We start from the raw sequence: 14962 nt of genomic DNA, 5'->3' as shown, positions 1-14962 counted from the left end.
AGTGTTAATTCGAACTAAACTGATCATTTATTCAATGGCTTGCTGCGCTTTTGGCGTCTTGCTCAGCTTTGCCTTAGTGAAATATTTCTCACCTAATGCTTCGTCTGTTGCCACGTCTAACACGATTGAAATCCCTGATATGAATGTGCAACTCGATTTTGCGGAGCTGGAGAAAACCGTCGCTTCCATCGAGCTTGCCCTTAAAGATACTGAACAATTACAGCTGACGGCAGCCATGCAAGCGCGCCAGAGGACCGAGCAGATTAAGGCAGAACTGCAAAAGCTTGAACAACTTAAACAAGAGCAGTTACAGATAAAACTCTTCAAGTTAGAACAGCTTAAAGAAGGGCAGTTTAATTTCACCGCTCATATTGCTGAGCCTTTACGTGTAGAACCGCTATCCATTTTACCGCCCAAAGCCCCTGTATCCCCAGTGGCGCCCGCTGAAATAGCAGACAACGAGCGAATCTCGAGTTTAACCTTAGGTGAAGGTTTGCTGGTGTTATTGCTTGCTTGTGGAGCGTGTGGTCTAAGTGTCGCTTGGTTAACACGGCATCTGGGGCGCAGTTTGGACTCCCTCGAAATAGGTCTACTGAACTTTAGCGATAATGACTTTAGCGTGAGTATTCAAGAGTATGGTGAAGGTCAGCTCAAAACCTTGGCCCAGTTATTTAATCATTCGGCGGCAAAATTGCGCCAAGAAAGGCAATACATTTACCAGCGTGAGTTGTTGCTGGATAAGGTGATTCAAAGCTCTCCCAACGTGATGTTATTGCTCGACGACCATCAGCGGCTCATTTACGCCAACGATGCGGCGCGTCACCTATTCCACAAAAAGGGCAAAATGGAAGGTTTGAGGCTAGATGAATTGTTGGTGGACTTGCCCGAAGTATTGGCCTTAGCGCTTAAACATGAAAAGAACGGTCTCTTTGCCATGGGCGAAGATGATGTGGAAACTTGGTATTTGAGTCGTGGCCAATTTTTGTTGAATAACCAACAGCATAACTTGATTTTACTTAAGCAGATGACCCGCGAGCTTAATCGTCAAGAGGTGGCGGTATGGAAGAAAGTGATCCGCATTATTAGCCATGAACTCAATAACTCAGTGGCGCCCATCGCCTCTATGGTTAACTCCGGCCGACTGCTCACCAAAGATATCGATAATCCCAAGTTAACCTTGATTTTCGATACGATCGAGAATCGCACTAGTCATCTGAGCCAGTTTATCTTCAACTATGCCCGCTTTGCTAAGTTGCCGCTCCCGCAGCGGCGTCAGGTGAATTGGACGCAATTTACGACCCAGTTAACCCAGCATTATCCCTTTAAACTTAGGCATGATTTGCCTGAGGTCGATGGTTATTTCGACCAAGGACAGATGGAGCAAGTGCTACTCAACTTGCTTAAAAACGCCCATGAATCGGGTTCAAACCCAGAAGATGTCACCCTGTCGATTCGGTATCAAACCTTAGTGGATGGTGCAGGTTTTAGCATTGCGATCGAGGATCGCGGTACTGGCATGTCTGGCGAAGTATTAGAGCAAGCGCTGTTGCCATTTTACTCGACGAAACAATCGGGTACTGGGCTTGGTTTACCTCTGTGCCGTGAAATTATTGAAGCCCACGATGGCAGTATTAGCATGCATAATCGCAGCGACGGCGGCCTGTTGGTTCGGCTGTGGTTACCACAATGACTATGGTTACCACCATGGGGGCCACAATAATCCGCACGTTTTGTATCAGCACAGCAATGCGACCCTAAGGTCGCATTTTTATTGCTTCTTCATTTGTTCGTTTACCCTATTACTCCGGTCTTAACGGCTTCTTTGCGTATTAGCCAAATGGGCTATTTTTGCCTTTTTACCTTAGCTCTTCGGGCTAATTTGCCCCCCAGCGTAATGACGGGGGATCTTCAACCCTGTTAACCTGCTTTATCGAAAATTGACGCTAAAACTCCCGTTGTTAAAACAGAGGTTGGCGCGGTTTTTAAGGTTCGATTAAAAGGTTAAGGAGGGATAAGTGAAACAGTTAAAACAGCGTCTGCTTACTTACATTTTATGTCCATTCCTGCTGCTGGCTTCCCCTATCACTCTTGCCGACAACGACATTGAAATTAGTGGTTTAGTGATAGATAGAACCTTGACTCGGTTTGGTAAGGATTTTGGCTTCTACTACTCAAGCTATTGGCGCGAGCTGCCCTTTACCCAAGGCTTTAACGTGACGCTGTACGAGACTGTGTTTCCGCAGGCTGGAACCGTTTTAACCTTAGAAGTCAACGGGACACGGATTTACACCACCCATTTTGGTCGTCGTGCAAATCCGGTTAAAGAGAGTGCAGAGCAGGCGATTTTGATCACGATTGATTATTTAGCGCAAGTCAGAGCCAATGCAATAACAGGTGATTTTTCAGGAACATCGGACGACTTTTAGGATAATAATAATGACATACAGGACGTTACTTGCCCTTGTCACGCTATGTGTGGCAAGCAGTGGCCAAGCCACTGAATTGATTTACACGCCAGTGAATCCCAGCTTTGGCGGCAATCCACAAAATGGGGCTTTCTTATTAAATAAAGCCCAAGCCCAGAATGACAATAAGTCCAACTCGTCCGAGAAGGACTTTATTACTCGCTTTAAAGAATCCCTAGAGCGTAATCTTATCAATTCTATTACCCGAGGGATTGCTGATGGTGAAATCACCGATGGTGATTATAATACTGGCGATTTTCGTATAGAAATTAACTCTATAGGGGATAAAGTTATACTGACTATCACTAATATTGCCACGAATGAAGTGACAATAATTGAAATGTCAGCGTTTGGAGGTGGCAACTAATGGCCCGTTTAATCATTTTGGGTCTATTGCTGTTAAGCATGTCTGCCTGTAGCTTGATCCCTAAACCCGATTTGAATATCTCGCCTGCCGAGGTTAACCCCTTGAGTGAAGTGATGCGTGGGCTGCAAACTCAACCTGGGCCTAAGTTTCCCATTCCAGTTGCTGTGTATTCCTTTCGCGATCAAACTGGGCAATATAAACCACAGGCTAACGTGAGTTCGTTTTCGACTGCGGTGACTCAGGGCGCAACTTCGATGTTGATGCAGACCTTGCTCGATTCTAAATGGTTTACCCCAGTGGAACGTGAAGGGCTACAAAACCTGCTGACTGAGCGCAAGATCAGTAATAAACAGAGCGGTACTAAGGGTGATGATGTGCCCGTATTATCCACCGCCAGATTGTTACTCGAAGGTGGCGTCATTAGCTATGAGACTAACACCAGCACAGGCGGTAGTGGTGTCGAATACTACGGCATTGGTGCTTCGGAAATGTACCGTGAAGATCAGGTGACCATTTATCTGCGCGCCGTTGATGTGCACACAGGTAAAGTGATGATGTCGGTCTCGACCAGCAAACGAGTCTTGTCCCAAGAAATGCGCGCGGGTTTATTCCGTTATACCAGTTTAAATCGCCTCGCCGAGGCCGAAATTGGCTTTACTACCAATGAGCCAGTGCAGTTTTGCGTGTTGCAAGCCATTGAATTAGCGGTCGCTGAGCTGATTGATAAGGGCATTAAGCAAGGCTACTGGAGTCCAACTCAAGTCACCCAACCAGTCGAGAAAGCGCAGGAATTGAGTCAGAGTTAGACGTTAGACGCTAGATGTCGGAGTTAGATATCGCTGAAAGCAGGCCTCTGCTTTAACTCTTAGTCACTATATGTGTGAATACGTAAAAGAAAACCGAGCCAGTTAAACTGACTCGGTTTTTTATTGGATTAATTTCTGCAGTGGGTGGACGTTGGCAGTGTTGTGGGTTGTGTGGTGTTAGTCCGCTTGCATGGCCTTCCAAAACAGTTCAAAACTGGCATCGCGGTACGTTTTATTCGTGCCTAAGTGCGGATTATCGATAAAGAATCGGGTTGCCGCCAGATATTGGCCATGGCAGTTTTCTAGCATCAGCTCCAGCGGATAGTGGGCGATTAATCCCTCTATTTGTCCTTGCTTAATAAGCTCGCTAATAAAGCCTAAGATGCTATTCATCGCTTGATCGCGCACCTTAGCGGCAATCATGGGCGACATTGAATATTGCTGAAAAAACAGTTGTTTGACAGGGTTATCCAGCGACCAATCAATCGCACTTTGCCATAGTTGTAGGGCATTGAGCTTTAGATCGCTGCCCTTATGGGTGTTTAACAGTAAGGTATCGGCAAATTCTTGTTTTATAGTAAGAAACAAAGATTCCATCAAGGCTTCCTTGGAAGGGAAATGATGGAACAAGGTGCCCGTTGCTACACCTGCTTGCTTAGCTATCGAAGCGGTGGACGTGCCATGAAATCCTTGGCTGACAAAGAGTGCTAAGGCCGTGTCGAGAATGGCTTGGCGCTTATCTGTCATGGTTTTAATAGGTTGCGGCGTTAATGGCTGATTCAAGATTTATCCCCCCAATGATTAGCGCAAGAAAAGTTTCATCAAGATACGCTGGATAACAGTGCCATAGGGCGGGTGCACAAATTTGCCCGTGTTGAATCGACCACGGCTGAGCACTGTTTTAGCGTGGCTGAAGGTTAAAAATCCTTCCTTGCCATGGTAATGCCCCATGCCCGATGGACCTATTCCGCCAAAGGGCGCATCGTCGGCGGCGACATGGAACACGGTTTCGTTAATGCACACGCCGCCAGAATGGGTCTGTTGGAGGATTTTTTGCTGACTTTTCTCATCGAAACTCATCACATAGAGCGCTAGCGGTCTTGCTCTCTGGTTGATGTATTGAATCGTTTCATCTAAGGAGTCGTAGCCAATGATCGGCAGTAATGGACCAAAGATTTCCTCTTGCATCAATAGCATATCTTCACTGGTATTAGTGATTAGCTGAGTCGCGAGTTTGCGATGTTGGCTATCTATGGCTTCGTCTGTCGCCGAAATAATATGGGCACCTTTAGCTTTCGCATCTTCGAGCACTGTCATAAGGCGGTCAAACTGATGGGTATTAATGATGCTGCCATAGTCTTTGTTGTGGTTTATCTCGCCGTACATGGCATTAAATTTAGTTCGGTAGGCGGCGATGAATTCATCCACTTGGGCTTTAGGGCATAGAACATAATCGGGTGCCACACAGATTTGTCCGGCATTCAAACACTTACCATAAATCATTCGTTCTACTGCTATCTCAAGCGGCATATCGGGGGCGATAATTACTGGCGATTTACCGCCCAGTTCGAGTGTCACTGGGGTGAGATTATTGGCCGCGGCGCGCATCACATGGCGGCCAACTGTGGTGGAGCCGGTAAAGAGTAAATGATCGAAAGGTAGGGCTGAAAACGCGGCGGCGACGTCGGCCTCACCTTCAATGACTGCCACGTGTGACTCATCGAAGACGTGTGCCAGTAGTTGTTTAATCACTTGGTTGGTCGCAGGGGTGAATTCAGACAATTTGAGCATGGCGTGATTACCCGCGGCGATGGCGGTCACTAGCGGGCCAATCGACAGCATGACGGGGAAATTCCACGGCACGATAATGCCGATAACCCCTAAAGGTTGATAATGCACTGTGACTTTGGCAGGGGCGAGCAACAGCCCCGCATGGCGAGCGCTGGGCTTGAGCCATTTTTTTAGATTTTTCAAACTGTAATTGATGTTGTTGATGACAGGCATAATGTCTGAGATCAGGCTGTCATCAATCGATCTATGGCCATAGTCTTGGCTTAAGGCTTCGACTAAGGGCGTTTTAAATTGCAGTATGGCCGCTTTAAGTCGAGTTAATTGCTCCACTCGCGTAGCGTAATTAGGATTCGGCGCCGCTAAATAACTGCTGCGTTGGCGTTGGAGCAACTGAGTCAGTGGCGAGGCATCAAGGTGTTCGGTGGCCATATTCATAGTGGTTGCTCCAAGCGAGATTATAGGCTGAGTCTTATTCGGCACTTTAGTTAAGCTTTAATCTTAACGATTGAACCTGCTATTAAACAAAGACAGATAAATAAGTACCGACTGATTAGTCGGTTTATCCTAACTTGCTAAGTGAGATGGTGCAAGGTATCTGGTGTATTTTTGAGCAAGATCACGGCTTGTTGTGGCGTTAGCTTTTACACTAAATCAAGGGTTGTTACATAAGGAGTATGTATGGCATTGTTAAAGCATGGAATTTCAATTGGTATTGAACGCTATGGTGATGATGATTTTTTCGTTGCCTTTAAAGCTATCGGTACCTTAACTCATCACGACTACGAGATGATGGTGCCTGTGTTGGAGTCGGCACTGGCGGGCGTAAAAGATCCTGATATCTTCGCTTTAGTGGATGTGACCGAGTTGGATGGCTTGGAATTACAGGCCGCTTGGGATGATCTCAAACTTGGGGTGAAGCATATTCGTCATTTCGAGAAGATTGCCATAGTCGGTAAGACGACTCTGCAGGAAGTACTGGCTAAATTGGCAAACTGGTTTACGCCTGCTGAGGTCAGGTTTTTTGTTGACAATGGCGACGCCGTTGCTTGGTTAAAAGACTAGTTGCTCAGCAATCCATTCGCGCCATAGAAGGAGTACAGATTATGCGTACAGGTCAAATACTCTGGCCCACAGATTTTTCGGAAACTGCGGCCCATGCACTGAGTTATGCCATTGAAATGGCTAATCTATACCATGTAGGACTAAAAATTTTACACGTGGTTGAACAGCCGCTCGGTGATGAAAACTTTATGATTTTATCGATCACTCCAGAAGAGCTGGCTAAGAGTATGGAGGAAGCGGCAGCAACCAAGATGCAGGCGCTGTTAGAAGGGTTAAACACTGAACTTCCTATCACGACCTTGATCCGCCGCGGCGATCCTGTGTATCAGATTTTAGAAGAGGCTAACAGTAAAGATATTGGCATGGTGGTGATAGCGAGCCATGGCCGAACTGGGATTTCGCATTTTTTACATACTAATGTCGCAGAAGCAGTCGCTAACGGTGCGGCTTGTCCTGTGCTGGTGGTGAAGTAAGTGAGTTAGTGGCTTGACTCAATAAATCCAAAGGACGCTTATTGCGTCCTTTCTTTTTGATTGATAAAGAATAATTAATTGAAATGGGTACGCAAGAAGCATAGCTAACTGCTATAAAATAGTGGTATTTTGGCTTTAATAGATAGTCTGATTAAAACTCAAATGATGGATAAGCTTATGCGTACTCAAGAAGTGTTATGCCCTACGGATTTTTCATCCACCGCAGCCCATGCGCTCAAATATGCGGTTGAAATGGCTAATCTTTATCATGTCGATATTCGATTATTGCATGTGACAAGCCCTGCCCGTGGCGCCCATTGCTACGGTATTGCGGTCGATATTCCCGCCACATTGGAAAATGAACTTCAAGCCTTTGTCGATGCAAAAATGCAAAGTTTGCAGCAGGAAATGCAGCAAGAACTCAACGAGGGACTCAATATTAAACTAGTGGTGCGCCATGGTGATGCTATCGATGAGATTTTAGCGGAAGCCGTTGATGTCGGTATGGTGGTGATTGCCAGTCACGGCAGCAGTGGTTTAGCGGATTTTTTAAAGCCCCATGTGACACAAGATATTGTTAAATATGCGAAATGCCCTGTGCTGGTGGTGAAATAAAGCTTAGATATATAGGTTGAAGTAAAGAGCTTTAGATAAAGCTCTTTGAGAAAACCTAGTAGGAATCATTTTTTATTATTTTAGGTTCAGTTAGCTTGTTTGACACATCGGCTTCATTTTCAAATGACATCAGGCGTCGATACTTTTCCTGCAAGGCCACTAAGCTCCCATCTTGGGTAATTTGTTTGAGTCCCGCATTAAAATCATCCCGAATTTGTTCACTGAGAAAGGCAAACTTGTATTCAGTTGGTGGGAATATTTGGTGGCAAATGGCCTGTTGTGTTGAATCTTTCTCAGTGAGTTTCCCCTCAAGGTAGGCCTGCTTTAAGTAGTATTTGAAGATATTTTTATCCATCACCACGACATCGGCCCTGTGTTTCATCAGCATATAAACTTGCTGTACTTGCCTCGCTTGTTCTTGGTAGCCACTATTAGCTTTGGCCATTCTGGCAAATTCTTCCCCCAGTAGCGATGATGCACGCTGAAAGGAGACGACTTGCTTGTTGTTTAAGTCGTTTATGTTATTGATAGTAAAATGATTGGCTTCGAGGCTAATGGCGCAGTTTTGGTAGGTTATCGCAACATTGGAGTAAAAGACGTTGTCGATCATGCCATCTTTAATGTTGATGATACCATCGAGTTTACCTTCCCTGAGTTCATGGAAAGTGCGTGCTAGAGGTAAGTAGTGGATAGAAGCAGTATGGCCTTTAACGGCGAGGGCTTGGTTAAGTAATTCGAGTTCGAGCCCGCTATTGGTTTCTTGGATAACATAAGGGGGGATAGACAGACTGACGCCTATCTTAATTTCTGCCGCTTGGCCGAGCTGAGCGCCGCATAAGGTGAGTAACCCCATCAATTTAAAGCGGTTACGACGAGCCACTGAGCTATTTGGCTTATTTAGATTATGCGCCATAAGTTACCAACACCTCCGCGGTACACACTTGCAACTGTGTTTGACACTCGTCAGTCTTTCCATGACTCGATTGAATAAGTGTAGTGTGTCTGTGAACTCAGCACGGCTTTATTTATCCAAATACGCTAAAGAATGAGCGAATTAAAAGGATGAGTCAGGTTCACGCAGAAAGGCAATTTCCTCTGCTGTCGATTCTCTGCCTAAGATGGCGTTTCTATGTGGATAGCGACCAAATCTGTCGATAATTGCCTTATGTCGCAATTCAAACGCTAAGTTAGCCATCGCCGCTTCGCGATTAAACAGTTTAACCGCGACTTGATGGATCATGGCTGACTCGCTGTGCATATAGGGCATAAAGAGAAAGGGCACTTGTTTAGGTTTGAGTGCCAAATCAACCTGTTGGGCAACGGCTTCTTGGGCGAGCACTAAGGCGAGGGTATCAGCTTCGAAAGCGGCAGGCGTATCACGGTAAATATTACGGGAGAATTGGTCGAGTACTATGATCTCTGCTAATCGGCCTTGGGGCGTGACTCGCCAATGGGAAAGCTCCCCACGTTTAGCTTGGACTAATACGTCCCCAAAGCGCTGTTTGATTTGTTCGTCAAATTCAACATCTTTAATCCACCAAAGCTTTGGCTCAATTTCTTCAAACCAAAATGTCAGTATTTGATCGGCTGTAATTGTCTGGCTCATCTTAGCGTTCCCTCATAGGTGGTGAGTGACATTACAAATAACAGTTGTTGGGGGAGGATGACAAGTCGTTTCGCTTGATTTAGGGGGAGATTGGTTATCTGCGGAGCTTGTCGCGTGGCGTAAGTATTTAGTGTTGGCTATTGCCTGAATATAAAGTAGTTTTGATGATAATTACTTTTGTTTCTAGGCAGGTCATTCTATGTCATCTTCAATGCCAGTATCGCAACAGGTTTCAAAGCAACATAAGGCGTTTTTGCGTAAGCTCTATTTAGCGCATTTAATGGATGACGACCGCCATAACCTTTTATCACTCAATAAGTTAACTGGAATGCCGCGCCGCACCTTACAGGATGCCATCGCCGCATTTGAGGATGTAGGTATTCGGGTCGAGTTTGTGCAAGAAGGCAGTCGTAACAACGCCGGTTATTACCGCATAGTGACGTGGGGCCCCATCAGCAGCGCTTGGGTTGATACCCATCTAAGTGAAATCGCCGATCTGATAGGTGTTGTTGAGAGCGGCGAAACCGCAGTGTGAAGCGGTCACTTTTAAGCTCGGCAATCACGTCATAAAAAAGTAGGCGGCAAATACTGCCCAACTTAACAGTAGTAGGGCGATGGCAACCCAAGTTGCGAGGGTGAATTGGCTCTGGGAGTCGAAGGCTTCGTCAGCATCGTCTAGATCATTGATGTCATTCACTGTGCGAGATTTCGCTTTCAACTGTTGTTTACGGGCTTTATCCCGCTCACGGGCTTTGGCTTTAAGCAGTTTTTTATACTCGGCGATGCCTTTTTCAATCCCTTGGGCAATGAGCTTAGTTTGCTCTTTAGTTTGTCCTGGCTTTTGAGTGGCTTTGGCTGCGACCAGTGCTTCTTGCTGAGTTTCTGTCGAGATAGTGGGTTTCATCTGGATTCTGCCTGATTTAATGCGGCTTAAGTTAACGCGACTTAAGTGAATGCGGCTTAAGTTAATGCGGTTTGAGTTAACGCGCCTGCGGCTGAAATATACTCGTGAATATAAGATATGCTCGCGAAGCTGCTCGCTAATCTGTTCCTAAAAAAGCGTGCGAAAAGTATCAGCGCCAGATTATACCCGCATTAGACATTAAAACTTACAGCAAATATCTTCATTTCATTAAAAAATCAGTGGATGTCCACCTTGTGGTGCAGGGAAGTACACAGGTTCATAGTCCCATACTTCACGAATGGTATCGACCGACAAGGCTTCCGCTGGCGTGCCTTCGCTCACGATTCGCCCTTGTTTTAATACAATTAATTGATCGCTATAGCGAGCGGCTTGGTTAAGGTCGTGCAGTACCACTATCACAGTGTACGCGTGCTGATGAGCTAAGTTTTGGGCTAACTCAAGCACTCTGTGTTGCTGGGCGAGATCTAATGCCGATGTTGGCTCATCGAGTAACAGTATGGGCGGGAATGGCGATTGACTGAGTTGAGTCAAGACGCGGGCGAGCTGGACTCGCTGTTTTTCGCCGCCAGAGAGAGTTGGATAACTGCGCTTAGCCAGATGGGTTAAGCCCACTTGCGCCAGCTGCTCGGCAACTAACGCTTCCCCCTCTTTATGACTGATGGTTAAGGGATAAAGACCCATAGCGACCACTTCGAACACTGTAAAGGGGAACGTGAGACTGGCGTGCTGTGGCAGTACGGCTAAGGATTTTGCCAGCTCGCGCCTAGGCCAATCCACCAGCTGGCTATGGCCTAGGCGGATACTTTGCCTTGGCGTACTTATTTCTTGGCAAAGGGCTTTGAGTAGCGTCGATTTCCCCGCACCATTGGGGCCGAGTAGGGCAGTTACTGCACCGGGTTTAAATTGCACATTAATATCGCTGAGCACCGTTTTCTGCCCAATGCTGACATCGAGCTGACTAATGCAGAGCTCAGTGCGCTCAAACTGTGCATTAGCTGAATGAGTCAGGTGTGCTCTTGATGCTAATTCAGAATCTAATTTTGACTCTGATCCTGATTCGGCATAGGAAGTGGCAGTCATAACGCCTCGCTTAGATGAGCTTACTGCGTTGTTGCAGTAGTAAGAAGATGAAGAATGGCGCACCTATGAGCGCGGTCACTAACCCAACCGGTAACTCTGTTGGTGGCAAGAAGGCGCGAGCGCCGATATCGGCTAAGGCTAATAGGGCTGCACCTAAAAGGGCGCTGATGGGCAGCAGTTGGCGATGATCTGGCCCTAACATCATGCGGACTAAATGCGGTACCACTAGGCCGATAAAGCCAATAATGCCTGTCGCTGCGACGCTTACGCCAACGCCTAAGGCACAAAGTAAAATAAGTCTAAGCTTGAGCCTATCGACATCTATCCCTAAGTGGCGCGCTTCGGATTCGCCAAGCAATAAGGCATTGAGCGCCGCCGCATCTTGGCGAAATCGCCAGCTTAGTAATGCTAAAGTCACGAGACACAGGCTGACATACATCCACTGCGCACCCGCTATCGAGCCCATCTGCCACAAGGTTAAGTCACGCAGCGCCATGTCGTTGGCAAGGTACGTGAGCATGCCAATTCCAGCGCCTGCAAGTGCTGCAATGGCGACGCCCGATAGCAGTAACAACACGACCGATGTTCCGGTTGGGCTACTGGCGAGGCGATAGACGACAAGGGTGGTGATTAAACCCGATACAAAGGCACTGATGGGGATCATAAATGGATTTGCGTTGGGTAACAGCACGATACAGATGGCCGCGCCAAGAGCTGCGCCAGATGACACCCCGATAATACCGGGATCGGCCAAGGGATTACGAAACAGACCCTGCATTACAGCGCCGCACTGGGCGAGCGTGGCGCCTACTGCCAGGGCCAATAATGTCCGCGGCAGGCGAACAGTGTTGACCACCAGTTGCTCGTGGGGTGCAATATTGCCGATGTTTTGCTGGGTCGCCCAATTAAGTACAGCGCTTAGGGCATCCACTAGGCTGATACTGACCGGCCCAGTGCTGACCGAGAGTAAGCAGCTTAGGGCTAACAGTGTGACTAAACCGGGCCAGAGCCAGCGATTGAGGAACATCTCAACTATCCTTTCTATTTTTATCAGGTGACTAATCTGGTGTGTGAGTCAGTAGTGCAAATCTGCGAGTCCGATTAGTGACTCATACAAGCCATTCAAATAAGTGGCCCGATATTAGTAACTTAGATAAGCGACTAACATGAGCCCCCTGATGAGTGACGATATTCTTTACTATGCTGGTTACTGATTTTGCTTGAGCAATGTGCTGGCGAGCGTATCGGCGGCGCTAATGGCACTGATGCCTAAGCCGCCGAGAAGCGCTTGTGGCGCCAGCGTTTGAATATGGCCGTTTTTACCCGCGGGGGTATGGGCGAGTAGCGGCATCTCTTTCATTAGTTCTTGGGCAATTTGCGTGTTGGTTTGCTCGGCGGGTTTATCGCTGCGCTTTGACAGTAAAATAATGTCGGGCTGCAAGGATAAAATCCCTTCCTGAGACATACTTTTGTAGCCATCAAACTCGGCGATATTCTGTGCACCTGATAGCGCGATAATAGTATCAGCGGCAGTGCCTTTACCGCCGACCCGTGCGCCACGGCCTTCTTGTAGCAGCATAAAGAGGATTTTTGGCTGCGCGCCAGCATCGCTTATTTGCTGTTTTTTATCCGCCAAGCTTTGCAGTTGTTGATGTAAGTCCTGCTTTAACTTAACAGCGTTATCAGGACGATTGAGTAATTGACCTAAGGTATCCACATTGCTCATTAGCTGCGGCTCATCGTTCGTTGCGGGTAACTGCACAACTTGGATATTGGCTTGTTTTAATACATTGAGCGTGGTCTCAGGCCCCATGACATCCGAACCGACAACCAGTGTTGGCGAGAGCGCAATAATGCCTTCGGCGGAGAGCATTCTGTGATAGCCAAGCTTAGCCACATGGGCTAAACCTTCAGGTACATAGCTGGTGGAATCTATGGCGATCAGCTCATTACCCGCATCGAGGGCGAGCACGAGCTCAGTGACGCCCGTGCCCGCACTCACGAGTCTTATCTCATGTTCAGAATGCGTTTCAGCACTAAAGGCGCTGGACGATAGCAAAGCTGCAAATGCTGAGGCGATAAATACCACTTTGCTTAATGGCTTAAATCGGCTTAATGGATTAAATGCGCACTTAGGCTTATGCGGATGGCCAAGGGCGCTAGTATCTATTTTTAATGACATTTTAGTTGCTTGAAACAACATGGTTGAACTCCTAATACAAACTTGTTCGCCACAGGCTTAGATACTGTTTCTAATCATCAGACTTTTAAAATAGTGTCTTTAAAAATCAATACGTTAAGTTAAGTAGGTTAAAATCAGTAAGTTAACAGTCGTGGTTTACTGCCTGCATCTTTTCGTGTTGGTTTTGGTCTTTAGCTAGAGAGGCTGTACTAGCTGTGTCTCTGGCTCATTATCTAGCTTGCTCATTTGGCTTTTGGGGGCAGATAGCGGGCTTGGCAACGCGCTAATGCTCCATCAATATTTGAGTCTGGCTGATGTACTGCGTCTGCAACAGCGCGAGCAGTTGCATCAAAGGTTCCACCGGCGCGGCCTTATCGGCGGCAATAACTACGGTCGCCTCCGGCATAGTCTTAAAATGTGCGGTAAACGCGGCGGTAAAAGTCGCTAAATCATCAAATGTCTCACTATCTATTGCCCAATAAGGCGCTGTCGCCATGATATTGATGGCAATCGTTGGCTTATTGTCGATTGCAGTGATGGCCGCACTTGGGCTTTGCGGCACATCTACCGGCAAGCTGAGTAGTTGGGTGTTTGCCGTCAGCAGTAGAAATACCAACACGATAAAAATAATGTCGATTAACGCGGTTAAATCTAGGCTCGGAAGTTGCTCAGGCGAAGCAATGCCTGCCTGCGAGCGCGGTGATGCATCTGCACTTATCATGTCAGTGGCTCAATCTGGGAATGAGAGTTGAATGCCGACTTTTGCGCAGTGCTGCTGTTACTGATTTTGCTGAATGCTTGATATTGATTGCTATCGATTGATATATCTTCGATACCCGCTAACCACAGATTGAGTTGATTGAGCACGTGCCCTGCGCGCAGGCATTGACCTTGAGCCCAAATGCCAAAAAGATGGGCGGCGGTAATGGCGGGCACGGCGATAATGAGTCCGGCAGCTGTGGTGTTCATCGCAAGACCGAGTCCGGCGCTGAGTTGCGCTGGGGTAACAGGGCCTTGTGATTGCCCAAGCTGAGCAAACATGTCGATGAGGCCTAGTACGGTGCCAAGTAGGCCGAGTAATGGGCTGATAATGCCAATCACCTGTAAAACCTTGAGTCCGGCTTGCAAGTCGCGTTGCTGTTTGTTGAGCCACAGACTGAGTAATTCTTCCCTTAGCACTTTGGGCTGGTGGACTTGTTTGAGTAACAAGGTCGCGCCACGGGCGAGTAAATCTTGCTGTGCGCTGGTTTGCGCTAGCAGTGCGCTGACGTTTTCAGTGGTCGCCGTCGAGCTTGATTGGCGCAATGACGTTACCCAAGCCTGTTTTTTCGGCCAGATTGATAGCAGAGTTTGATGCAAAAACAAGGCGCTACGTTCAAGGCAGATCATCAAGGCCAAAAAAGCACATAACAACAAGGGCCAAGTCAGCACGCCAAGCTGAGTCTGTAGGGTTGAGAAATCAGTTATGGGCATTAAGCCTCTCCAATCGATTGAAAAATCAGTTTTATACATCAGTGAGTGAGTCAAAAAGTGAGCTTTACTATAGCTAACTATTTAGCGCTTTATCTTTTGTACTGCAGGCTTTCCTGC

Annotated in this window: 18 protein-coding genes; 8 read left to right on the top strand and 10 right to left on the bottom strand. The window is 47.1% G+C overall.

Annotated features, from left to right (window positions below; translation table 11 throughout):
- Position 1 precedes the first annotated feature (1 nt).
- The 4 genes from FW758_RS07450 to FW758_RS07435 all read left to right on the top strand — a co-directional run bounded on the left by FW758_RS07450 (position 2) and on the right by FW758_RS07435 (position 3638).
- Positions 2-1690, top strand: coding sequence for a sensor histidine kinase (locus tag FW758_RS07450; protein ID WP_446445048.1), 1689 nt, complete (start codon positions 2-4; stop codon positions 1688-1690).
- Positions 1691-2015: 325 nt separating this feature from the next.
- Entirely contained in the window at positions 2016-2426 is a 411-nt protein-coding gene (locus tag FW758_RS07445) for a curli production assembly/transport protein CsgE (protein WP_446445047.1), read from the top strand.
- 10 nt (positions 2427-2436) lie between these two features.
- Entirely contained in the window at positions 2437-2832 is a 396-nt protein-coding gene (locus tag FW758_RS07440) for a curli assembly protein CsgF (RefSeq protein WP_105251643.1), read from the top strand.
- The gene (locus tag FW758_RS07435; protein WP_446445046.1) at positions 2832-3638 is read left to right on the top strand and encodes a CsgG/HfaB family protein; all 807 of its coding nucleotides are present in this window, start codon (positions 2832-2834) and stop codon (positions 3636-3638) included. Before FW758_RS07440 ends, FW758_RS07435 begins: the two co-directional genes overlap by 1 nt.
- A gap of 177 nt (positions 3639-3815) precedes the next feature.
- On the opposite strand, the gene FW758_RS07430 is transcribed toward FW758_RS07435, so the two are convergent.
- Together FW758_RS07430 and FW758_RS07425 are read right to left on the bottom strand one after the other, a co-directional pair.
- Positions 3816-4421 carry a TetR/AcrR family transcriptional regulator gene (locus FW758_RS07430; RefSeq protein WP_172599555.1) on the bottom strand — a complete coding sequence of 202 codons (606 nt, stop codon included), beginning with the start codon at positions 4419-4421 and terminating at the stop codon, positions 3816-3818.
- Positions 4422-4439: 18 nt separating this feature from the next.
- On the bottom strand, positions 4440-5864 hold the full coding sequence (locus FW758_RS07425; RefSeq protein WP_446445045.1) for a coniferyl aldehyde dehydrogenase: 1425 nt from the start codon (positions 5862-5864) through the stop codon (positions 4440-4442).
- A gap of 243 nt (positions 5865-6107) precedes the next feature.
- Here FW758_RS07425 and FW758_RS07420 point away from each other — a divergent pair, with 243 nt between their 5' ends.
- The 3 genes from FW758_RS07420 (at position 6108) to FW758_RS07410 (ending at position 7579) form a co-directional block, all read left to right on the top strand.
- Complete coding sequence (locus FW758_RS07420; RefSeq protein ID WP_006082808.1) at positions 6108-6491, top strand: STAS/SEC14 domain-containing protein; 384 nt, start codon at positions 6108-6110, stop codon at positions 6489-6491.
- A 41-nt stretch (positions 6492-6532) separates the two neighbouring features.
- Entirely contained in the window at positions 6533-6964 is a 432-nt protein-coding gene (locus tag FW758_RS07415; protein WP_006082807.1) for a universal stress protein, read from the top strand.
- A gap of 177 nt (positions 6965-7141) precedes the next feature.
- Positions 7142-7579, top strand: a complete 438-nt coding sequence (locus FW758_RS07410; RefSeq protein ID WP_446445044.1) for a universal stress protein — start codon at positions 7142-7144, stop codon at positions 7577-7579.
- Between the two features lie 55 nt (positions 7580-7634).
- On the opposite strand, the gene FW758_RS07405 is transcribed toward FW758_RS07410, so the two are convergent.
- Both FW758_RS07405 and FW758_RS07400 read right to left on the bottom strand, forming a co-directional pair.
- Positions 7635-8492, bottom strand: coding sequence for a substrate-binding periplasmic protein (locus tag FW758_RS07405; protein ID WP_446445043.1), 858 nt, complete (start codon positions 8490-8492; stop codon positions 7635-7637).
- A gap of 141 nt (positions 8493-8633) precedes the next feature.
- Entirely contained in the window at positions 8634-9185 is a 552-nt protein-coding gene (locus FW758_RS07400; RefSeq protein ID WP_446445042.1) for a DUF924 family protein, read from the bottom strand.
- Positions 9186-9384: 199 nt separating this feature from the next.
- Between FW758_RS07400 and FW758_RS07395 the strand changes: the two genes are divergently transcribed.
- Positions 9385-9720 carry a winged helix-turn-helix domain-containing protein gene (locus FW758_RS07395; RefSeq protein ID WP_259512216.1) on the top strand — a complete coding sequence of 112 codons (336 nt, stop codon included), beginning with the start codon at positions 9385-9387 and terminating at the stop codon, positions 9718-9720.
- A 24-nt stretch (positions 9721-9744) separates the two neighbouring features.
- On the opposite strand, the gene FW758_RS07390 is transcribed toward FW758_RS07395, so the two are convergent.
- From FW758_RS07390 to FW758_RS07365, 6 genes are all read right to left on the bottom strand, one after another.
- Complete coding sequence (locus tag FW758_RS07390) at positions 9745-10089, bottom strand: DUF2956 domain-containing protein (RefSeq protein ID WP_446445041.1); 345 nt, start codon at positions 10087-10089, stop codon at positions 9745-9747.
- A 228-nt stretch (positions 10090-10317) separates the two neighbouring features.
- Positions 10318-11190: a heme ABC transporter ATP-binding protein gene (locus FW758_RS07385; protein WP_446445040.1), complete on the bottom strand. Its 873-nt coding sequence runs from the start codon at positions 11188-11190 to the stop codon at positions 10318-10320.
- Positions 11191-11200: 10 nt separating this feature from the next.
- Positions 11201-12217, bottom strand: a complete 1017-nt coding sequence (locus FW758_RS07380; RefSeq protein ID WP_446445039.1) for a FecCD family ABC transporter permease — start codon at positions 12215-12217, stop codon at positions 11201-11203.
- 180 nt (positions 12218-12397) lie between these two features.
- Positions 12398-13393 carry a hemin ABC transporter substrate-binding protein gene (locus FW758_RS07375; protein ID WP_446445038.1) on the bottom strand — a complete coding sequence of 332 codons (996 nt, stop codon included), beginning with the start codon at positions 13391-13393 and terminating at the stop codon, positions 12398-12400.
- A 262-nt stretch (positions 13394-13655) separates the two neighbouring features.
- The gene (locus FW758_RS07370; RefSeq protein WP_012088459.1) at positions 13656-14093 is read right to left on the bottom strand and encodes an ExbD/TolR family protein; all 438 of its coding nucleotides are present in this window, start codon (positions 14091-14093) and stop codon (positions 13656-13658) included.
- Positions 14090-14845: a MotA/TolQ/ExbB proton channel family protein gene (locus FW758_RS07365; protein ID WP_012088460.1), complete on the bottom strand. Its 756-nt coding sequence runs from the start codon at positions 14843-14845 to the stop codon at positions 14090-14092. Before FW758_RS07365 ends, FW758_RS07370 begins: the two co-directional genes overlap by 4 nt.
- Positions 14846-14962 lie beyond the last annotated feature (117 nt).

It is taken from the genome of Shewanella sp. 1180_01 (assembly GCF_052850535.1).
The sequence above is the reverse complement of the archived record's forward strand: the minus strand, read 5'-3'. Positions and strand labels throughout refer to the sequence as shown.

Excerpts from the sequence above, each read along its gene's own strand:
- FW758_RS07375 (WP_446445038.1), bottom strand. The coding sequence starts at position 13,393 with ATGTTGTTTCAAGCAACTAAAATGTCATTAAAAATAGATACTAGCGCC.
- FW758_RS07415 (WP_006082807.1), top strand. The coding sequence starts at position 6,533 with ATGCGTACAGGTCAAATACTCTGGCCCACAGATTTTTCGGAAACTGCG.
- FW758_RS07400 (WP_446445042.1), bottom strand. The coding sequence starts at position 9,185 with ATGAGCCAGACAATTACAGCCGATCAAATACTGACATTTTGGTTTGAA.
- FW758_RS07420 (WP_006082808.1), top strand. The coding sequence starts at position 6,108 with ATGGCATTGTTAAAGCATGGAATTTCAATTGGTATTGAACGCTATGGT.
- FW758_RS07440 (WP_105251643.1), top strand. The coding sequence starts at position 2,437 with ATGACATACAGGACGTTACTTGCCCTTGTCACGCTATGTGTGGCAAGC.
- FW758_RS07395 (WP_259512216.1), top strand. The coding sequence starts at position 9,385 with ATGTCATCTTCAATGCCAGTATCGCAACAGGTTTCAAAGCAACATAAG.
- FW758_RS07365 (WP_012088460.1), bottom strand. The coding sequence starts at position 14,845 with ATGCCCATAACTGATTTCTCAACCCTACAGACTCAGCTTGGCGTGCTG.
- FW758_RS07370 (WP_012088459.1), bottom strand. The coding sequence starts at position 14,093 with ATGATAAGTGCAGATGCATCACCGCGCTCGCAGGCAGGCATTGCTTCG.
- FW758_RS07435 (WP_446445046.1), top strand. The coding sequence starts at position 2,832 with ATGGCCCGTTTAATCATTTTGGGTCTATTGCTGTTAAGCATGTCTGCC.
- FW758_RS07410 (WP_446445044.1), top strand. The coding sequence starts at position 7,142 with ATGCGTACTCAAGAAGTGTTATGCCCTACGGATTTTTCATCCACCGCA.
- FW758_RS07425 (WP_446445045.1), bottom strand. The coding sequence starts at position 5,864 with ATGAATATGGCCACCGAACACCTTGATGCCTCGCCACTGACTCAGTTG.
- FW758_RS07385 (WP_446445040.1), bottom strand. The coding sequence starts at position 11,190 with ATGACTGCCACTTCCTATGCCGAATCAGGATCAGAGTCAAAATTAGAT.
- FW758_RS07405 (WP_446445043.1), bottom strand. The coding sequence starts at position 8,492 with ATGGCGCATAATCTAAATAAGCCAAATAGCTCAGTGGCTCGTCGTAAC.
- FW758_RS07390 (WP_446445041.1), bottom strand. The coding sequence starts at position 10,089 with ATGAAACCCACTATCTCGACAGAAACTCAGCAAGAAGCACTGGTCGCA.
- FW758_RS07380 (WP_446445039.1), bottom strand. The coding sequence starts at position 12,217 with ATGTTCCTCAATCGCTGGCTCTGGCCCGGTTTAGTCACACTGTTAGCC.